This is a genomic window from Nonomuraea marmarensis, from assembly GCF_043197025.1.
Lineage (GTDB): Bacteria > Actinomycetota > Actinomycetes > Streptosporangiales > Streptosporangiaceae > Nonomuraea > Nonomuraea marmarensis.
The window spans coordinates 1-16,659 of the sequence record NZ_JBICRM010000049.1 but is presented as its reverse complement, the minus strand read 5'-3'; the positions used below and the strand labels follow the sequence as shown (position 1 = coordinate 16,659).

The window sequence follows — 16,659 nt, the reverse complement described above, 5'->3', positions numbered from 1 at the left end:
GCTCCTCTCGTGGTCAGGCCGAGACGTCGGCGGGTGCTGGGGCGGTGTCCGGGGTGGCGCTACGGGTCCGAACGCCGAAGGCGATGATCAGCACGGCGACGACCGCGACGGTGGCGGGCACGATGAGCGCGGCCTGGATGGCGTCGAGCTCCGCTTGCGGGGTCGTGGCGTCGCCGAGCGCCGCGATGTTCACTGCGGTCACCGCCGACAGACCCAGCGCGGTGCCGAACTGCATCGCCGTGTAGAGCAGGCCGCTGGCCAGGCCATGCTCGTGTTCGTCGATGCCTTCGGTGGCGGCCATGGTCAGCGGGCCGTACGTCAGGGAGAACGCCAGGCCGAGCAGGACCATGGTCGGGAGCATGGCGGCGTAGGTCCAGTCCAGCCCGATCGGCAGGAACAGCCCGTAGGCCACGGCGGCCAGCACCAGCCCGCCGAACAACACGCGCACGTTGCCGAACCTGTTCACCAGGCGCGGAGTCACCGTCGGGGCCAGCACGGTGTCAATGCCGATCACCAGCATGGCCAGGCCGGTTTGCAGGGTGCTCCAGCCGCGCAGTTCCTGGAGGTAGAGGGTCGCCAGGAACTGGAAGCCGGCGAACGAGGCGAGAAACAGCAGCGCCCCCAGATTGGCCCGCACGAGCGGCCCCGAGCGCAGGATTCCCAGTCGCACCAGGGGGTTGGCCGACCGACGTTCGATCACGATGAAGGCCATCAGCAGCGCCAGTCCCGCGGCGAAGGTAGCGAGCGTGGCCCAGACGTCATTGCCGGGGTGCTCCAGCCGGACCACCCCGTACACCAGCAGCAACATCGCGCCAGTGATGCTGAACGCGCCGGCCAGGTCGTAGCCGCCCCTCGGACGCTCCGGCGTGCCGGAATCCTTGAGCAGGGGGATCGCCGCCAGCAAGATCACCGCCGACAGCGCCACGGGGGCGAAGAACACCCACCTCCAGCCGAGCGAGGTCAGCAGGCCGCCGGCGACCAGACCGAGGGAGAACCCGCCCGCGGCCGTTCCGGCGTACACCCCAAGCGCCTTGGTGCGCTGCGGGCCCTCGGGGAAGTTGCTGGTGACCAGCGCCAGCCCGGCGGGCGCCATGAACGCGGCGGCGACTCCGGTGATGAATCGGGCGACCAGCAACATCCAGCCTTCGGTGGCCAGGCCGCCCAGACCGGAGAAGATCAGGAAGATCGTCAACCAGGTCAGGAACATGCGGCGGCGGCCCAGCAGATCAGCGGTACGGCCGCCCAGCAGCATGAACCCGCCATAGCCGAGCACATAGGCGCTGACCACGCCGCTGAGCATCCCTGTGGACAGGCCCAGATCGGCCCGGATCGCCGGCAATGCCACATTCAGCATCGCCACGTCGATTCCCTCCAGGAAGATGGCTCCGGCCAGCACGAGCAGCACGCTCCAGGCGCGTACGTCCATGCGGTCGTTCGATGTGGACATGGTCCATTCCTCTCGGGGAACGGGACCGGCTCGCGGTTACTCACGCGATCGCCGGTTCCCTCTTGTAACTAGCAGCATCATTGGTCACCATTGATGGCCATGGAAGACGGCACTTCAAAGTCCCTCGGTTACTGCGGGGATACCGGCGGCGACTACGACGTTCTGCAATGGGACACGCGGGAGGACTGCGAGGTCCGGCAGATTCTCGATCGTGTCGCCGACAAGTGGTCGCTGCTGGTCATCGCCCTGCTCGATCGGCGCAGCCTGCGCTTCACCGAACTCCGCCACATGATCGACGGGATCAGTCAGCGGATGCTCACCCGAACCCTGCGCCACCTGGAGCGCGACGGGCTGGTGAGCCGCACCGTGCACCCAACGGTGCCGCCGCGTGTGGACTACGAGCTCACCTCCCTGGGCGCAACCTTGCATGACACCATCCGCGCACTGGTCACCTGGACCGAAGAGCACCAGAACCAGATCGCCGCCGCCCGCGCGGCCTACGACGTCCGCGTGGCAGCCGAGCAGAAGGCGGCGGAGAACGAAGCCGCCGAACGGGAGGCCATCGCCCGGGACGTCCTGGCGGGCAGACACTGACGGACCCGGGGGTAGGTGATGGGGGTCGCGCCTGCCGCACGGGGCGACTGCCCAACTCGGCGGCAACTCCGGCGGCCAGGGATGGCCGGGTCCAGCAGCGGGGCGACCTGGGCGGACGCCAAGAGCCTGAAGGGTGTCAATACTCCGTTCACAGTTGTGAGCTGCGGGTTTGTCCCGGCTTCCTGGTCGAAGCAGTGGTCAGGATCGGGCATGCTCGAGGCTCGTGGCGCTCCGTCTCTTCTATTTGATCTCCTGCCACATCGTGGGCTGGCTGACACTGCTGGCTCGTGGCGACACGTCCAAGACCTTGGAGATCCTCGTGCTTCGGCATGAGGTGGCAGTGCTGCGCCGTCAGGTGGGCCGTCCGAGGCTGTCGTGGGCGGATCGAGCGGTGCTGGCCGCGCTGGCTCGGGGACTGCCGGCGGCGCTGCGTGCCCATCGGTTGGTGACGCCGGGGACGCTGCTGCGCTGGCACCGGCGTCTGGTCGCGCGTCACTGGACCTACCCGAACCGGGGGATGGGACGGCCTGCGACCGATCCGGCGGTCGTGGCGTTGATCCGGAAGCTGGCGCGGGACAATCCGCGCTGGGGTTACGAGCGCATCCGTGGCGAACTGCGGCATCTGGGCCATCAGGTGAGCGGTGCGACGATCCGCCGCATCCTGAAACGAGCACGCCTGGGGCCGGCGCCGCGACGTGCCGATGACCGATGGCGAGATTTCCTCCGCGCCCACACTGCGAGCACGCTGGCCTGTGATTTCTTCACGGTGGACACCGTCACGCTACGCCGGTTGTACGTCTTGTTCGTGGTGGAGGTCGGCACTCGGCTCGTGCACGTGCTCGGCGTGACCGCCCGCCCTGATGGGGCATGGGTTACCCAGCAAGCCCGTACCCTTCTCGCCGATCTGAAGGACCGGGCCGGGACGTTCCGGTTTCTGATTCGGGATCGGGACGCGAAATTCACCGACAGCTTCGATGAGGTCTTCGCAGGCGACGACATTCACGTACTGAAGATCCCGCCGCGGTCGCCTCGCGCGAACGCGTTCGCCGAAGGATGGGTACGGACCGCACGCACGGAGTGCACCGACAGGCTGCTGATCTTCGGCGAGCGGCACCTTCGTACCGTGCTGGACGAATATGCCGATCATTGCAATCGGCACGGGCCGCACCGCTCTCTAGGCCTTCGAGCTCCCACCGACGACGACTCCGACGTGATCCCGCTACCGACGGGCCGGATCGAGCGCCGTCACGTCCTCGGCGGGCTGATCAGCGAGTACCAGCGAGTCGGCTGACCAACTGGGTGGAGTCATGAAATAAGCAGGTCAGGGCCTTGGGCCCATTTTTGACACCCTTCACGATCGGGACAAGGACGCCGAGATCCTCGCCCTGCGCCACCAGATCACCGTCCTCGAACGGCAACTCGGCGACGACACCAGAGTCAGATTCACGCCGGAAGACCGGGCCTTTCTCGCCGCCCTCCTGACATCGCTGCCCCGCGAGGTCCTGCGCCGGCTGCGGCTTCTCGTTCGACCAGATACGATCCTGCGCTGGCACCGCGATCTGCTCAAGCGACGTCATGCTCGTACCTGCCGCCCGGCCGAAGCGGCCTGGGTGTCCGCCTACCGTGCGCTCCATCCGCGCTCTCATCCTGCGCCTGGTCCGGGAGAACCCCGGCTGGGGCTATCGGCGGATACACGGAGAGTTCGCCACGCTCGGCATCAAGGTCGCGTCGTCCACGGTGTGGGAGATCCTCAAGTAGGAAGGTGTGGGGTTCGAATACTCGACTCACATGGTGACCTGCAGCTTTTGGCAGACGCGCGGATCTTGAGCGTCACCGTCTAAGCGATCGCTCAAAACGACTTGTGCAGTAGCCGGGCAGACCCTTCGTGGCCGAGTTTTGACGCGGTACAGGGTCTTCTGGGGCAGGGCGGGCATGGGAGCCGGCCTCTGGCATCGTCACCGCCCGCGAGGTGCAACAGGAGATGAGGGCTTGTCGTGGATCAGCGGGCACCATCGCCGTCGTGCCGCGTGCGCCGGGCCAGCAGGGCCAGCAGGCCGATCATGACGAGTCCGAGCGTGGCCAGCGACACGCGGTCGGTGGTGTTCTCGCCGTTGGCGATCATCCCGAACACGGTGTGCGCCACGAGCGCCCCACCGGCCAGCGCCAGGCTGTGCCGGTCGCGCCACCCGCCGTGCGCCGTCCACCGGCGCAGCAGCACCCCTGCCACCACCGCCAGGAGCGCCGCCGCCACCATCGGGACCACCACCCAGCCGCCTTGGGTGAAGGCCGGGTGCCGGGCGCCGCCGAAGGGGAACAGCAGCGCGAGATATCCGAACGCCGCCAATCCGGCCAGGCACGCGACCACCGGCGGCGCGGGAACCGTCCAGGGCGCGGCGGCCGGCAGACCCGGCGAGCGGGGGACGAAGCGCAGCGCGAGCAGCGCGAGCACCGCGATCACCAGCACGAACGCCGCCAGCGCCGCCGGCGGCGCCTGGTGGCCGGGGTCGACGAAGGACGTCGTCCACCGCAGCAGCAGGGCGCCCAGCACGAACACCACCCCCGCCACGACCAGCCCGGTACGCCCCAGATAGGGCCGATGGCGAAGAGCCGGGACGATAAGATCCACCAGCAGGATCGGCAGGGCCACGCTGAAAACCCCGTGGTAGGGGATGTTCAGCTCGGTGTAGGCGCTGTTGAGGCCGAGGATCCTGGGCGCCCAGCCGGCCACGCCGTAGATGGTCGGGCTGGTGAGCGCCTGCAGCGCCAGCCCTTCCTCCACGATCCCGTACGCCGCGCCGAGCAGTAGGATGGCGGGCCAGCCCCGGCCGGTACGGCGTACCAGCTCGCGGATCAGTACGGTGCCGGCGCCGTAGATCGGCATCCACAGCAGCAGCAGCCACGCCTGGCGGAGGGGCGGATTGCCGAGCGTGAGCTCGGCGACGACCGGGGTGAGCCCGGCCAGCAGAAGCGCGGCCCACCGGCCGCGTGCTCGTGAGGTGACCATGCGTCCACGGTCTCCCGTGGCGGGCGTGGCGCGCTGCTGCCGCCAGGCCGGGCCGTGGCCTCTTCGGTCGCTCCTTGGAGGTGACTTTGGTTGCCATGGCGGGGCGGCGATGGTGACCTTGGTTGCTTACCAAACGGAAGGCCGGCGGATACGATCTGCGGTTGTGTTCGCAGCACAGGGCCGGGACGGGGGCCGCCGCAACGGCGAACCCTGGAGGCACGGAGAATCCGCAGGCGACGACGGCGCGGGACGGGACCGCGAAGCCACGAGCGGCGAGGCCGGGAGCCGCTGGGGCCCGGGGGCGGGTGGGCAGCCGGGTTCGGGGCGGTCGCGGCGTGACTGGGCGGTCGGGTCCGGCGGCATAGTGCTCGCGGTGGCCGGGGCCTGCGCGGTGGTCTGGGGGGATCTGGCCCCGGGGACGCCCGGCTGGTACCTGTGGGCCGACGCGGCCGGCGGGGCACTGGCGTGCGCGGGGCTGTGGTTGTGCCGGCGGTGGCCGGTGGCCGCCTCGCTGGCCGTCATCGCGCTGTCCGTCCCGGCCGCGGCAGCGTCGGTTGCCGCGGGGATCGCCACGCTCGTCGCGGCGCTGTACCGGCGGCCGCCCGCGGCCGTCGCGGTGGGGGTGGCGTGGGTGGCGGCGACGCTGGTCAGGTTCGCATGGCGGCCGCCCGGGCTGGCGCCGTACCCGGTGTGGGCGCTGGTCGGCGTGCTGTTCGGCGGGGCGATCACCGGCTGGGGCATCCTGGCCAGGACCCGGCGGGAACTGCTGGCGTCACTGGCGGAACGGGCCCGCCGCGCCGAGGCCGACCAGCGGCTTCGCGCGGAGGAAGCCCGCCGCGCCGAACGCCTCGGCATCGCCCGTGAGATGCACGACGTGCTCGCCCACCGGCTGTCGCTGCTGGCGGTGCACGCGGGGGCGCTGGAGTTCAACGCCGAGGCCAGGCCGGACGAGGTCGTCGAGGCGGCCGGGGTGATCCGGACCAGCGCTCACCAGGCCCTGCAGGAGCTGCGCGCGGTCATCTCCGTGCTGCGCGAGAGCCCGTCGGCCGAACTCCCGCTGACCGGGCTCGCGCCGCTGGTGGAGGAGTCGCGGCGGGCCGGGATGCGCATCGAGCTGCACGAGAACGACGTACGCTTCTCCGACCTGCCGGAGACGACCCGGCGCACCGCCTACCGCGTCGTCCAGGAGGGGCTCACCAACGCGCGCAAGCACGCGCCCGGCCGGCCCGTCACCGTCGTGGTCTCCGGCGCGGCCGGCGGCGAGCTGGCGGTCGAGGTGCGCAATCCGCTGCCCGCCGGGCGGGAGGCGGCGGGGCTGGCCACGACCGGGGCCGGAGCCGGGCTGGTCGGGCTGGAGGAACGGGTCTCGCTGGCGGGCGGGCTCCTGGAGCGGGGACGCACCGACGACGGCGGGTTCCGGCTGGCGGCGCGGCTACCATGGCCACGTGAGCGGCCCCATGAATGAGCCGGTGAGCGGGTCTGCGGATCCCCCCGTGAGTGGCTCTGCGAGTGCCCCCATGGATGAGGGCGGGGCCGCGCCCCCCGGCGGGCCCGGGAGTACGTCCGCCGCGATCCGGGTGCTCATCGTCGACGACGACGCGCTCGTCCGCGCCGGGCTGACGCTGATGCTCAAGGGCGCGCCCGCCCTCCAGGTGGTGGGCGCGGTGGCCGACGGCGCGCAGGTCCAGGCCGCGGTCGGCGAGCACTCCCCCGACGTGGTGCTGATGGACATCCGGATGGTCGGCGTCGACGGCATCGACGCGACCCGCAGGCTGCGCGCCCGCCAGGACGCGCCGGAGGTCATCATCCTGACCACGTTCGACGCCGACGAGCACGTGTTCCGGGCGCTGCGCGCGGGGGCCAGCGGGTTCCTGCTGAAGGACACGCCGCCCGAGGGGATCGTCGAGGCGATTCGGCGCGTCGCCGCCGGGGAGCCCAGCCTGTCGCCGAGCGTCACCCGGCGGCTGATCGCCCACCTGCTGCCCGAGGAGGACGACTGGCGGCGGGCCGACGCCCGGCGGGTGCTGTCGGCACTCAGCGACCGCGAACGGGAGGTGGCGCTCGCGGTCGGGCAGGGCAAGACCAACGCTGTCATCGCCGCCGAGCTGCACATGAGCGTGGGCACGGTCAAGGGCTACATCTCCCGCATCCTCACCAAGGCGGGCCTGGACAACCGCGTCCAGCTGGCCCTGGTCGTCCACGACGCCTCATAGGGCAGCCGCGCGCTCACAGCAGCCACGCGAGCCTGCGCGCAGCGCTCCCATATCTCGAACAGTCGACGGTTGCGGTAAACCGTACAGTCCCATCTGCGCGCCCATCTCCGCGCGGATGTTGTCTGCAGGTGGGCGCTGTCATTTCTCGCCAACGTTGAGGGCCAGACCAAGTAGGCCTGAAAGGGTTAACAGGCTGGCGAATGAGCTACCACTGCCTGAGGTGTGACGGCCTGCCCTCGGCCAGGAACGGCAGCACGTGGGAGAGCACGTCGGCGGATCTGTCCCAGCCGCCCTTGTGGTCGGCGTCCGGCAGGGAGAAGAAACCCGCGCCGGTGCGTTCGGCGAACGCCCGCATCGGCTCGTGCCAGGGATCAGATGTGCCCGCGTACATCAGGATCGGCACGCCGCAGGCCGCCAGCTCGGTGTCCAGGCCGGGTTCGCGCGAGAACGCGTCGTAGTTGGCGCGGAAAGCGCCCAAGTCCCCAGCGCCGATCAGGGCGGCCTGGTACGGGTCAGCGGAGGCCCCCTCCTTGACGATCCCGTAGGCGTCGATGTCGGCGGGCAAGCCGAGTTCCCGAATCGCCTGGTCGACCGCGGAGCGAAAGCCGTTGATGGGATCGTGGGCGCCGGCGACCAAGCAGGTCAGGCGTTCGGGTGCGTGCGCGGCGACCGCATAGCCGGTCATGGCTCCCAGCGAATATCCCCAGAACGCGGCCCGGTCGGCCCCGACGTCGTCGAGCACGGCGGTGACGTAGTCGACCCGGCGCTGCAAGGCGTAGGCCTCGATCTCGCGTGGGGCATCGTTGGCTCCCAGTCCCAGCGGATCGATAGCGATCACCGTGTGGGCGGCGGTCAAGGCCGGGGTGTATCCGCTGTGGGCCCAGTGCGCGCCGTCCTGGAACATGCCCGGGTGCAGCACGACCGGCGGGCCGTCCCCGAACACGTCGTACGAGATCTTGAAACCGTTGCTACGTGCGACGGGCACGTGTCGCTCCTTGTCGTCTAGCGAGTGTCGTTGACAAGGGACCGATGATGGACCTTTGCCCGGGAACGTTACGATTTGTAACGGGCTTCATCCTTCAGCAAGATTGAACGGTCCGGAAGGAGGCACTTTCTTGTCGCAACGGAACACCGTGGTAACAGACCAGCTCACAGCCCCCGCCGATGCGCCCTCGCCCGAGGATTGCCCGCTGCCTGAGGTCTTGGCCCTGATCGGAGACAAGTGGAGCGCCCAGGTACTGGTCCAACTGGGTGGCGGCCCGCACCGGTTCACCCAGTTGGAACGGGCGATCGAGGGCATCAGCCGGCGGATGCTGACAGTGAGCCTGCGCAACCTGGAACGCAACGGGCTCATCACCCGGACCGTCTATCCCGACGCCCCGCCCCGGGTGGAATACGCCACCACGTCTCTGGTCGAGGACATACGCGCTCCCCTGGAGGCGCTGTCGACATGGGCCCGCCACGCCGGACCCGTCATCGCCGCAGCCCGGCACGCCTACGACAACCGCCGCTGACCCGCTCGCCTGGCGGGCACAGCCGCACCGGCTCCGCCATATCCATGCCACTCGCCTGGGGCAAGCCGGCGCCAAGCTCGCCCCGGGTGCAGGCGCTCCTTCGCCAGGCTTCTGTCGACACCACCGCCCGCCACTTCCGCACCGGTAGCGCCCGAGCAGGCCGTCATCGACCGTCTTCGAGCAGTAGCACCCTCGGGGTCTTGCCGCTTTCTCGTCGTTGATCCTGTTCCATGACGTCGGGATAGTTGGATCAAATTGGCTCGCCCGGATGGGGCCAAAAGAGTCGTTCGTCGTCCGCGCTCAAGATGGCCTACTGGGGCCAGAAGACTCGTTCCCTTGGGGCCGGAAGACTCGTTCGAAGCCAGGCGGCGGCACGCGACGTCTTGAAGCACGGCGACATCTGCCTAAAGGGCTCACACGCCTTCGGGCCGGAAGCGACCGCGATGCTGCTGGCCCGTCCCGATAACACCGCGGCACTGCTTGATTAGTCGGCAGTCGCGGCTACGCAGGAAGCTCCCTGCTGCGGCTGCGTCCTGCTGTGTACCGCGGGTGTGTGGCCGAGCGCGGAGGTGCGCTCCGGGCACCGGGCCTGCACAGGGTTGCCCGGGCCCGCCGACCTGAACGATGCCCCTCGCGGCGGATCGGATCGCGCGGGCACCCGGGGTGTGCAATGCCCTGCGCGACGGATCCGTGGCCGTTCATTCGGTCAGTCGAGCTGCTGCCTTCCTCGCGGCTCGCAGGATCTCCTCGGAAATGGGGGAGCCCGCCGTCGCTCGAGCGAGCAGGAGAGCGCCCACGAGGGTGGACAGGGCCGCCAGCCCGGTGTCCTCAGTAGCGATCCATCCGGCCATATCGCGGACTCCGGCGGCGTAAGTATCGCGCCATTCAGGCTCTCGGGCGAAATCACCGGCGAACCCGGCTGCTGGGCATCCGCTGCCAGGGTTATCACGTGCTTCGGGTGAGAGGTAGGAGTCGATCAGTGACGACCACGCGGCATCGTGTCCACCGTGGTCATCGTCCAAGGCCGCCAAACACCCCACCATGTCGGCAAAGGCCTTGGCTGCGGCCTCGTCGACGAGCGCCGACTTGGAGGCGAACTGCTTGTAGAAGCCGCCCTGCGTCAGACCGACCGACTGCATGACGTCCGCGACGCTCACGTTCGGCACCCCCTTCTCACGGAAGAGTCGCGAAGCGGCTTCCACCACACGCTTTCGATTGGTCTGTGCCTCAGCCTGCGATACTCGACTCATCTTCGATCCCTCATCACTTCGGCCGCTTCGAGAACGTGTCGGAGGACCAATTCCAGGCATCGGGAGCCCGGCGTACGGTGCGGGAAGATAAATTATAGCTGAAATCTATGCGTGCCGCCGCGCTCCTCGGATGTCCGATGGTGGCGGCTTCGACCCTCGAACCAACGGGAACAGCTCGTGGGAGCGGGGCGGGGGCGGGCTGGGCGAAGGAGGCCGAGGCGGTGCACGCGGCGGGTGGGGGGATCATGCCGCAGTTGTGACACGTCAGCATGGTGGGGGCGCAGGGTCAGCCGCGTTCGTAGAGGCGCCCGCGGTCGGTCCTCAGGCTTGCCGTCGACGGCACCGCAGGGACTGGCTACGCCATGACGCAGCCGACCATGGACGCCGTCATCGCCGCGTTCGCCCGAGGCTGCCGGGGCGGCGGAACAGGCGGGCTTCGACGGGGGTGGAGCTGCACGGCGCCCACGGCTGCCTGATCGACCAGTTCCTGTGGGCGCGTACCAACCGTCGCATGGACGCCTACGGCGGCGACCTCGTGGCCTGTGCGAAGTTCGTGGTGGAGATCGTGACTGCGGTCCGCGAGGCGGTCTCGCTGGACTTGCCGGTCGCCCTCCGTTACTCCCACTGCAAGCAGGATGCTTGCGACGCGAAACTCGCTGGTACTCCGGAAGAGCTGAAGGGGATCTTGACACCGCTCGTGGCCGCCGGCGTCGATGTCTTCCAGGCCTCCACCGTCGCTACTGGCTTCCGGCACTCGACCGCTCCGACCTGATCCTCGCCGGCTGGACGACCTGGTCTGGCCACAGGTGCAGCGCGCGATCCCGCGCTGCTGGCCGCGCCACTGGGACGTGATCGAAGAGCTGAGCATGTTGTCTTGCGCCTGGCGCACGGCCTACCTGCGTGAGGAACGCACCGACCACCACGCGTGTGAGTACCTGGACCGGTGGCTGCCGGGCGCGCTCGAGCGCGCCACCGTACGGCTGCGCCCCTGCGCTGAGAGCCACCAGCCCGACGGGACCCGCCGCGACGACGCCGAGGTGGTCGACCGCAGCGGCCGGACGGCCGAGCGCGGCCAGCCCGACCCCCACCGGCGTCACCCGCAACCTCGTCCGGCCCAGCGGGCGTATGCCCAGCCCATTCCGGTATGGCGCTCCAGCTCTCCGCCGTCATGCCGCCAGTTCACCACACGCTCACGGCCGCGGCGGCGGGCACCACTCGCGAGGTCGTGTCGGCCCGCCGCGCCTGCTCAGGTGGTCAGGCCTGATCCACTGACCGACGTCCGGGCTCAGCCGTTGACGAAGTCGGCCACCGCGCGGGTGAACGCCTCCGGTCGTTCCAGGTGGGCCATGTGCCCGCAGTCCAGCACGAGCAGCTGCGATTTCGGCATCGAGTCGTGCAGCATCCGTCCCCAGCGGGTGCCGCAGATGAAGTCGTCCTCGCCGCTGATGACCAGCGCGGGCACGGTGAGCGAGCCGAGCGCGTCGCGTACGTCGAACGGGGCCGGCTCCTCGCCGCCGGACGGTGCGATCCAGGCGCGGAAGGTGGCGAAGACCGGCGCGATCTCGGCCTCCTGGGCCCAGTAGTCGCCGAAGTACGCGGGCAGGACGTGGCTCATCCGCTCGGTGAACGTGTCGTCGTCAGCGGAGGCCAGCGCCTCCGGGAACGCGGCCGGGATCCCCGCCGCCTCCGGGCGGTGCGGCAGCCGCGCCGGCAGGTTCTGGAGGTTGGCCATCGCGTCGGCCCAGAACTCGGGCCCGGTGACGGGGGAGGTGGCGAACAGGATCAGGCCCGCGACCCGGTCCGGGTGGTCCAGGGCGTACCGCTGGGCGACGAACCCGCCGTGCGAGTGCCCGAGCAGGTGCACCCGGGGCAAGCCGAGGTGTTCGACCACGCCGTGCACGAACCTGGCGTACGTGTCGATCCGGTATTCACTCCGGTCGGCCAGCCGGCCGGAGTCGCCGGTGCCGATCGGCTCCAGGTACACCATGGTCAGGTGCTCCTCCAGCGCCGACATCCGCAGGTACTCCCAGCTCATCCCGGGGCCTCCGGAGTGCACCAGGCAGACCGGGCCGGTCCCGGCGACGTGGTAGACCTGCCGTACGCCGTCGATGTCTATCTGGTGGGTGCCCGGGGTGAGCGCGGCGTCGGCGGCGGGGACGATGGACCTCATATGGTGACTCCTGCAAACTGCGATCTGATGGCGGGCTGCGCCCGCCTGGACGCCAACCAGATGCAGCCGAGTCCCGGAAGGTTCGATCGTCGCGGAGGTTTCTTCCGCAGACTCCCTCAAGCTTGGGGTTGAGCGGCGCGCGGGTGGAACAACCGCAGCTGCCGGACCCGCCCCTCACGCAGGTGCTGCAGCCAGATCACGCCCGGCGGGCAGTGCTCCGGATCGTCCGGCGGGCTGATCAGGTCCGCCTCCCAGATCATCACGTCCCCGCTGGCCAGCACGTTCGTGATCCGCTGGCGCACGCCCTGCGACAGGTCCTTGTCCATCCCCCGCAACAGCAGGTCCCGGCCGCTGCCGTCATCGACGCGCTGACCCCACGGCAGGATCGCCTCCAGGTCCGGCCACCAGGCTTCCCGTACCACCCGCTCGAACTCGCCGCGCTGCGCCGCCTCCAGCGTCTCCTCGGCCTCCCGGCGGCGCGCGCCGTTGAGCGCGGCGACGTCGTCGTGGGCCGCGTCGGCGGTGGCCCGCAGTGCGGTGGCGAGCTTGCTCCGGCCCTGGTTCAACCGGCTGCGTACGGTGCCGACCGGCACTCCGCACAGTGCGGCGATCTGCTCGTAGGACGAGACGTCGCTGAAGTAACGCAGCATCGTGACCAGGCGGACCGGCTCGGACAGCTCGCTCAACGCGTGCCAGACCCAGTCGCGCCGCGCGTGGTGTTCCAGCAGCTCGTCCGGCGTCGGCTCGCGCGTGGGCAGCCCCAGCCACTCCAGGTCACCCAGCGGGACCGGCCGGGAGGTCCGCAACCGCATCCGGCAGTTGTTCCGGACGACGGTGCGCAGCCAGGGCCCGATCGCCGCCGGATCGCGTACCTCGTCGATCCGGCGCATCGCCACCAGCATCGCGTCCTGGACCGCGTCCTCGGCGTCCGGCCCGTACCCCAGCAGGCTCAACGCGACCGCCAGCATGCCGGCCCGATGCCGTTCCAGCAGCACGGCGAGGCCGGTCATGTCCCCGGACTGCGCGGAGCGGACCAGCTCCGGATCCGACTCCAGATGCGGAAGCACGCTCGTTCCGTCCTTCTCCGGCGTGTGGGTGTGGATGCCGACGAATGCTATCCGGTCCACCTGCTCGTACCGGCGGCCGGTAGGCGCGGACTCGTGTTGTAGGTTCTGCGAAATGAGAAACCGCTCCATCGAGACCCCTTACGGTGCCTGGGCCTCACCCATCGACGCCGAGCTGGCCACTGCGGGGATGACCGCCGGGCAGATCGCGGCGCCGGCGTACGTCGGCGTGATCGGGGACGAAGTGTGGTGGGTCGAGCCGCGTCCCGATGACGACGGACGCGTGGTCCTCATGCGCGGGCCGGCCGAGGGCGCCGTCCGGCCGGTGTTGCCGGGCCCATGGAACGTCCGCAGCAGGGTCATCGAGTACGGTGGCCGCGCCTGGGCCGCGGCGGCTGACGATCACGGCATCCTTGCGGTGTTCGTTCATTTCGCCGATCAGCGGTTGTACGCCTACCGACCCGACGTTCCCGGCGCGGAGCCGCGGCCGCTGACCCCGGTCTCGGGAGTCGGCGGCGGGTTGCGGTGGGCGGAGCCCGAGATCGATCTCGTCCGCGGTGAGGTCCATGGTGTGCTGGAGGAGTTCACCGGCGACGGCCCGGGAGACGTGCGCCGTGTCATCGCCGCGGTTCCGCTGGACGGATCCGCGGCCGGCGACCGGTCGGCCGTTCGCGAGCTGTGTGACGACGGCCGTCGTTTCATCTCCGGTCCCCGCTACTCGCCCGATCGCAGGCGTGCCGCCTGGCTGGCGTGGGACCACCCGTACATGCCGTGGGACGCCGCCGAGATCATGATCGCCGACGTTGGCGAGGACGGGATCATGCGGCGGGTCCGCACGCTGGCCGGTGGCCCGGGTGATCCGGTGGCCCAGGTCGAGTGGGCGGCGGACGGTAGCCTGCTGGCCGCCCTAGAACGCACCGGATGGTGGAACCTGTACCGCGTCGACCCCGACACGGGCAGGCTCCGGGCCTTGTTCCCGGCCGAGGAGGAATTTGGCGGTGCCCAGCGGCTGGGCCTGCGCTGGTTCGGTCCGCTGACCGACGGGCGGGTCGCCGTGCTGCACGGCCGCGGTGCCCAACGACTGGCCCTGCTCGACCCCGGCACCGGGGATCTCGTCGACGTCAGCGGCGAACGGTCCGAGTGGCTGCCCCACCTGGCCGTGTCCGGAAGCACGCGCGTCGTGGGGGTGGCCGCCGGCCGCTTCAGGCCGTACGAGGTCGTCGAGGTGGACGTCGCCACCGCGGAGGTCCGGGTGGTCGCGCAGGCGCGTTACGGCGCGGTGGATCCGGCGTTCCTCCCGGAGCCGCAGGCGCGGGTCTTCATCGGGCCGGAAGGCGGCGAGGTGCACGCGAACCTCTATCTGCCGCGCAACCCGCACGCCACCGGTCCGACGGGCGAACGTCCTCCCTTCGTGGTGTGGGCCCACGGCGGTCCCGCACTCCGTGCCTCCCTCGCCGTCAACCTGGAGATCGCCTATTTCACGTCGCGTGGCATCGGCGTGGTCGAGGTGAACTACGGCGGAACGCCGGGATTCGGCCGCGCCTACCGCGAACGACTCCGTGAGCAGTGGGGCGTCGTCGACGTCGAGGATTGCGCCACCGTGGCCCGCGCGCTGGTCGACGAAGGGCTGGCCACCGCCGGACGGCTGGCGATCCGCGGCGGCAGCGCCGGCGGCTTCACCGCCGCCGTCTCACTCGTGACGACCGACGTGTACGCCTGCGCCACGATCCTGTATCCGGTGCTGGACCTGTACAGCCTCGCCACCGGGCAGACCCACGACTTCGAGTCGCACTACCTGGACTCTCTCGTCGGCCCGGTAGCCGAGGTCCCCGACCGATACCACGACCGCTCACCGGTCACGCACCCGGAACGGATAACCGTCCCTTTTCTCCTGCTCCAGGGAACCGACGACGTGATCTGCCGACCCGCCCAGGCCGAACGATTCCTCGACCGGCTGGCCGGCCGCCCGGTCCCGCACGCCTACCTCACCTTCGAGGGGGAGGGCCACGGCTTTCGCAATCAGAAGACCATGGTCGCCGCTATCGAGGCGGAGCTGTCTCTGTACGGGCAGGTCTTCGGCTTCGCCCCACCCGGAATCCCGGCGTTGCCCATGGCCGTCACCGACGAGCGGGGCGATCACGCCGAATCCCGCTGACCGCGATCACGGCCTGTCCGGCGAAGGATGTCGCGGATCGCTCCGGCGGACAGGTCGGATTTCGTGAGGAACGCGAGGGTGGGGCCGTCGGCGAAGTCGCTTTCGGCGTAGGCGGAGATGAGGATGACCTTCGAGACCTGTTCGGGGCGGTCGAAGCGGGCCTGGCCAGGATCGCCCTGCACAGCCCGGATCTCCTGAAGGGTAGGACTCGGGACCGCCGCCAGCAGCTCGACGTCGTGCGGTGACAGCCGCCAGGTCATCGCCTCGGGCAGTACCGACGGGAAGGGCGCCTTACCCGCCCGCCACTCCGGAACCCGCTCCTGCTCGAGTCCGAGTGTTTCCGAGTAGAACTGCAGTGCTCGCTCAACGTCCCGCACATTGAGCACCAGGTGATCAAATGCTTTTACGCGCACCGCTAATCTCCTCTGTTAGCTGGCTTATTCGCTGGGAGCCAACGCATCGTCGGGGACAGTGCGTGAGGTCCTCTGGCGGGTGCTGAGCGTGAGGAGCAGCGAAGCCGCTGTCAGCGCCACGCCGAACCAGACGACACTGGTGACACCCAGATGATCGACGAACAGTCCACCGAAAAGCGCCCCGAGCGCGATGGAGCTGTTGTAGGCCATGGTGTTGAGTGACATCGCGGCTTCGAAGGTCTCGGGCGCGGCAGCTTGCGTCATGTTGACCTGGCACAACTGGACGACGCCGAAGGAAAGTCCCCAGAGAATCAGCGAGATGACCGAGCCGACCTGCCCGTGAGCGATCGTGAGCAGCAACAGCAAGGACAGCACGAGTCCCGCGCAGCCGACAATGAAGCTGCCTCTCAAGTTTTTGTTCACCGTGTGTCCGGCGACGAAGTTTCCGGCCGCGCCGCCCGCGCCGTAAACCATCAGCAGCACTGTGATGAAGAGGGGTGCGGCGGACGAATTGCCCTCGAGGTAGGGGCGCACGAAGGTGTACGCACCGAAATGGCCGAGCACGAACAGTACGACGGTGAACAGCACCAAACGCAGCTGCACGTTCTTGAGCGGGAGCCCGAAGACTTCCCGTACCGAAACCGCGTTCGCCGACGGCAGCGATGGGATGATGGTGACGACCGCGAGGAACACCAGCGCGCTGAGGCCGGCAGGGCCGAAGGAGTTCTCACTATGTGAGACCGAGGGCGATGAGCGGGTGACGGAAGTCGTCGCGTGCCCACCGGGCGCCTTCGGCGATGTTGGTGAAGTTGAGCAGGCGTAGCGCGCCGATCGC

17 protein-coding genes are annotated in these 16,659 nt (G+C 69.6%); 8 read left to right on the top strand and 9 right to left on the bottom strand.

Translation table 11 applies throughout. The annotated features are described in order from the left end of the window. Window positions 1-13 precede the first annotated feature (13 nt). On the bottom strand, window positions 14-1,447 hold the full coding sequence (locus tag ACFLIM_RS45510; protein ID WP_393176236.1) for an MFS transporter: 1,434 nt from the start codon (window positions 1,445-1,447) through the stop codon (window positions 14-16). A gap of 93 nt (window positions 1,448-1,540) precedes the next feature. Here ACFLIM_RS45510 and ACFLIM_RS45505 point away from each other — a divergent pair, with 93 nt between their 5' ends. Together ACFLIM_RS45505 and ACFLIM_RS45500 are read left to right on the top strand one after the other, a co-directional pair. Continuing rightward, a complete protein-coding gene (locus ACFLIM_RS45505; protein WP_393176234.1) occupies window positions 1,541-2,041 on the top strand; it encodes a winged helix-turn-helix transcriptional regulator in 501 nt (166 codons plus the stop codon). Between the two features lie 223 nt (window positions 2,042-2,264). Then, window positions 2,265-3,332, top strand: coding sequence for a helix-turn-helix domain-containing protein (locus tag ACFLIM_RS45500; RefSeq protein ID WP_393176232.1), 1,068 nt, complete (start codon window positions 2,265-2,267; stop codon window positions 3,330-3,332). Here the strand turns inward: ACFLIM_RS45500 and ACFLIM_RS45495 are convergent. After that, window positions 3,307-3,618: a hypothetical protein gene (locus tag ACFLIM_RS45495; protein ID WP_393176230.1), complete on the bottom strand. Its 312-nt coding sequence runs from the start codon at window positions 3,616-3,618 to the stop codon at window positions 3,307-3,309. The two genes, ACFLIM_RS45500 and ACFLIM_RS45495, sit on opposite strands and share 26 nt — an antisense overlap. A 46-nt stretch (window positions 3,619-3,664) precedes the next feature. On the opposite strand from ACFLIM_RS45495, the gene ACFLIM_RS45490 reads away from it, so the two are divergent. Then, window positions 3,665-3,799 carry a hypothetical protein gene (locus ACFLIM_RS45490; RefSeq protein ID WP_393176228.1) on the top strand — a complete coding sequence of 45 codons (135 nt, stop codon included), beginning with the start codon at window positions 3,665-3,667 and terminating at the stop codon, window positions 3,797-3,799. Between the two features lie 241 nt (window positions 3,800-4,040). On the opposite strand, the gene ACFLIM_RS45485 is transcribed toward ACFLIM_RS45490, so the two are convergent. Then, a complete protein-coding gene (locus tag ACFLIM_RS45485; RefSeq protein WP_393176226.1) occupies window positions 4,041-5,045 on the bottom strand; it encodes a hypothetical protein in 1,005 nt (334 codons plus the stop codon). A 163-nt stretch (window positions 5,046-5,208) separates the two neighbouring features. Here ACFLIM_RS45485 and ACFLIM_RS45480 point away from each other — a divergent pair, with 163 nt between their 5' ends. Further along, window positions 5,209-6,510 carry a sensor histidine kinase gene (locus ACFLIM_RS45480; protein ID WP_393176224.1) on the top strand — a complete coding sequence of 434 codons (1,302 nt, stop codon included), beginning with the start codon at window positions 5,209-5,211 and terminating at the stop codon, window positions 6,508-6,510. 52 nt (window positions 6,511-6,562) lie between these two features. Further along, window positions 6,563-7,258 (top strand): response regulator, encoded by a 696-nt coding sequence (locus tag ACFLIM_RS45475; protein WP_393176222.1) that lies wholly within the window; start codon window positions 6,563-6,565, stop codon window positions 7,256-7,258. 205 nt (window positions 7,259-7,463) lie between these two features. Here the strand turns inward: ACFLIM_RS45475 and ACFLIM_RS45470 are convergent, their stop codons facing one another. Beyond that, window positions 7,464-8,243, bottom strand: coding sequence for an alpha/beta fold hydrolase (locus ACFLIM_RS45470; RefSeq protein WP_393176220.1), 780 nt, complete (start codon window positions 8,241-8,243; stop codon window positions 7,464-7,466). 130 nt (window positions 8,244-8,373) lie between these two features. Here ACFLIM_RS45470 and ACFLIM_RS45465 point away from each other — a divergent pair, with 130 nt between their 5' ends. After that, window positions 8,374-8,772, top strand: coding sequence for a winged helix-turn-helix transcriptional regulator (locus ACFLIM_RS45465; RefSeq protein ID WP_393176218.1), 399 nt, complete (start codon window positions 8,374-8,376; stop codon window positions 8,770-8,772). A 698-nt stretch (window positions 8,773-9,470) separates the two neighbouring features. Here ACFLIM_RS45465 and ACFLIM_RS45460 read toward each other — a convergent pair. Further along, window positions 9,471-10,022 carry a TetR/AcrR family transcriptional regulator gene (locus ACFLIM_RS45460; RefSeq protein ID WP_393176216.1) on the bottom strand — a complete coding sequence of 184 codons (552 nt, stop codon included), beginning with the start codon at window positions 10,020-10,022 and terminating at the stop codon, window positions 9,471-9,473. Between the two features lie 130 nt (window positions 10,023-10,152). Between ACFLIM_RS45460 and ACFLIM_RS45455 the strand changes: the two genes are divergently transcribed. Continuing rightward, the gene (locus tag ACFLIM_RS45455; protein ID WP_393176214.1) at window positions 10,153-10,794 is read left to right on the top strand and encodes an oxidoreductase; all 642 of its coding nucleotides are present in this window, start codon (window positions 10,153-10,155) and stop codon (window positions 10,792-10,794) included. 513 nt (window positions 10,795-11,307) lie between these two features. Here the strand turns inward: ACFLIM_RS45455 and ACFLIM_RS45450 are convergent. Both ACFLIM_RS45450 and ACFLIM_RS45445 read right to left on the bottom strand, forming a co-directional pair. After that, a complete protein-coding gene (locus tag ACFLIM_RS45450; RefSeq protein WP_393176212.1) occupies window positions 11,308-12,192 on the bottom strand; it encodes an alpha/beta fold hydrolase in 885 nt (294 codons plus the stop codon). A gap of 116 nt (window positions 12,193-12,308) precedes the next feature. Beyond that, the gene (locus ACFLIM_RS45445) at window positions 12,309-13,388 is read right to left on the bottom strand and encodes an RNA polymerase sigma factor (RefSeq protein ID WP_393176210.1); all 1,080 of its coding nucleotides are present in this window, start codon (window positions 13,386-13,388) and stop codon (window positions 12,309-12,311) included. Between ACFLIM_RS45445 and ACFLIM_RS45440 the strand changes: the two genes are divergently transcribed. Then, window positions 13,372-15,411, top strand: a complete 2,040-nt coding sequence (locus tag ACFLIM_RS45440; RefSeq protein ID WP_393176208.1) for a S9 family peptidase — start codon at window positions 13,372-13,374, stop codon at window positions 15,409-15,411. The two genes, ACFLIM_RS45445 and ACFLIM_RS45440, sit on opposite strands and share 17 nt — an antisense overlap. Here the strand turns inward: ACFLIM_RS45440 and ACFLIM_RS45435 are convergent. Together ACFLIM_RS45435 and ACFLIM_RS45430 are read right to left on the bottom strand one after the other, a co-directional pair. Further along, window positions 15,393-15,824 (bottom strand): VOC family protein, encoded by a 432-nt coding sequence (locus tag ACFLIM_RS45435; protein WP_393176206.1) that lies wholly within the window; start codon window positions 15,822-15,824, stop codon window positions 15,393-15,395. The two genes, ACFLIM_RS45440 and ACFLIM_RS45435, sit on opposite strands and share 19 nt — an antisense overlap. 24 nt (window positions 15,825-15,848) lie before the next feature. Further along, the coding region (locus tag ACFLIM_RS45430) for an MFS transporter (protein WP_393176204.1) at window positions 15,849-16,659 on the bottom strand (811 nt) is incomplete at its 5' end.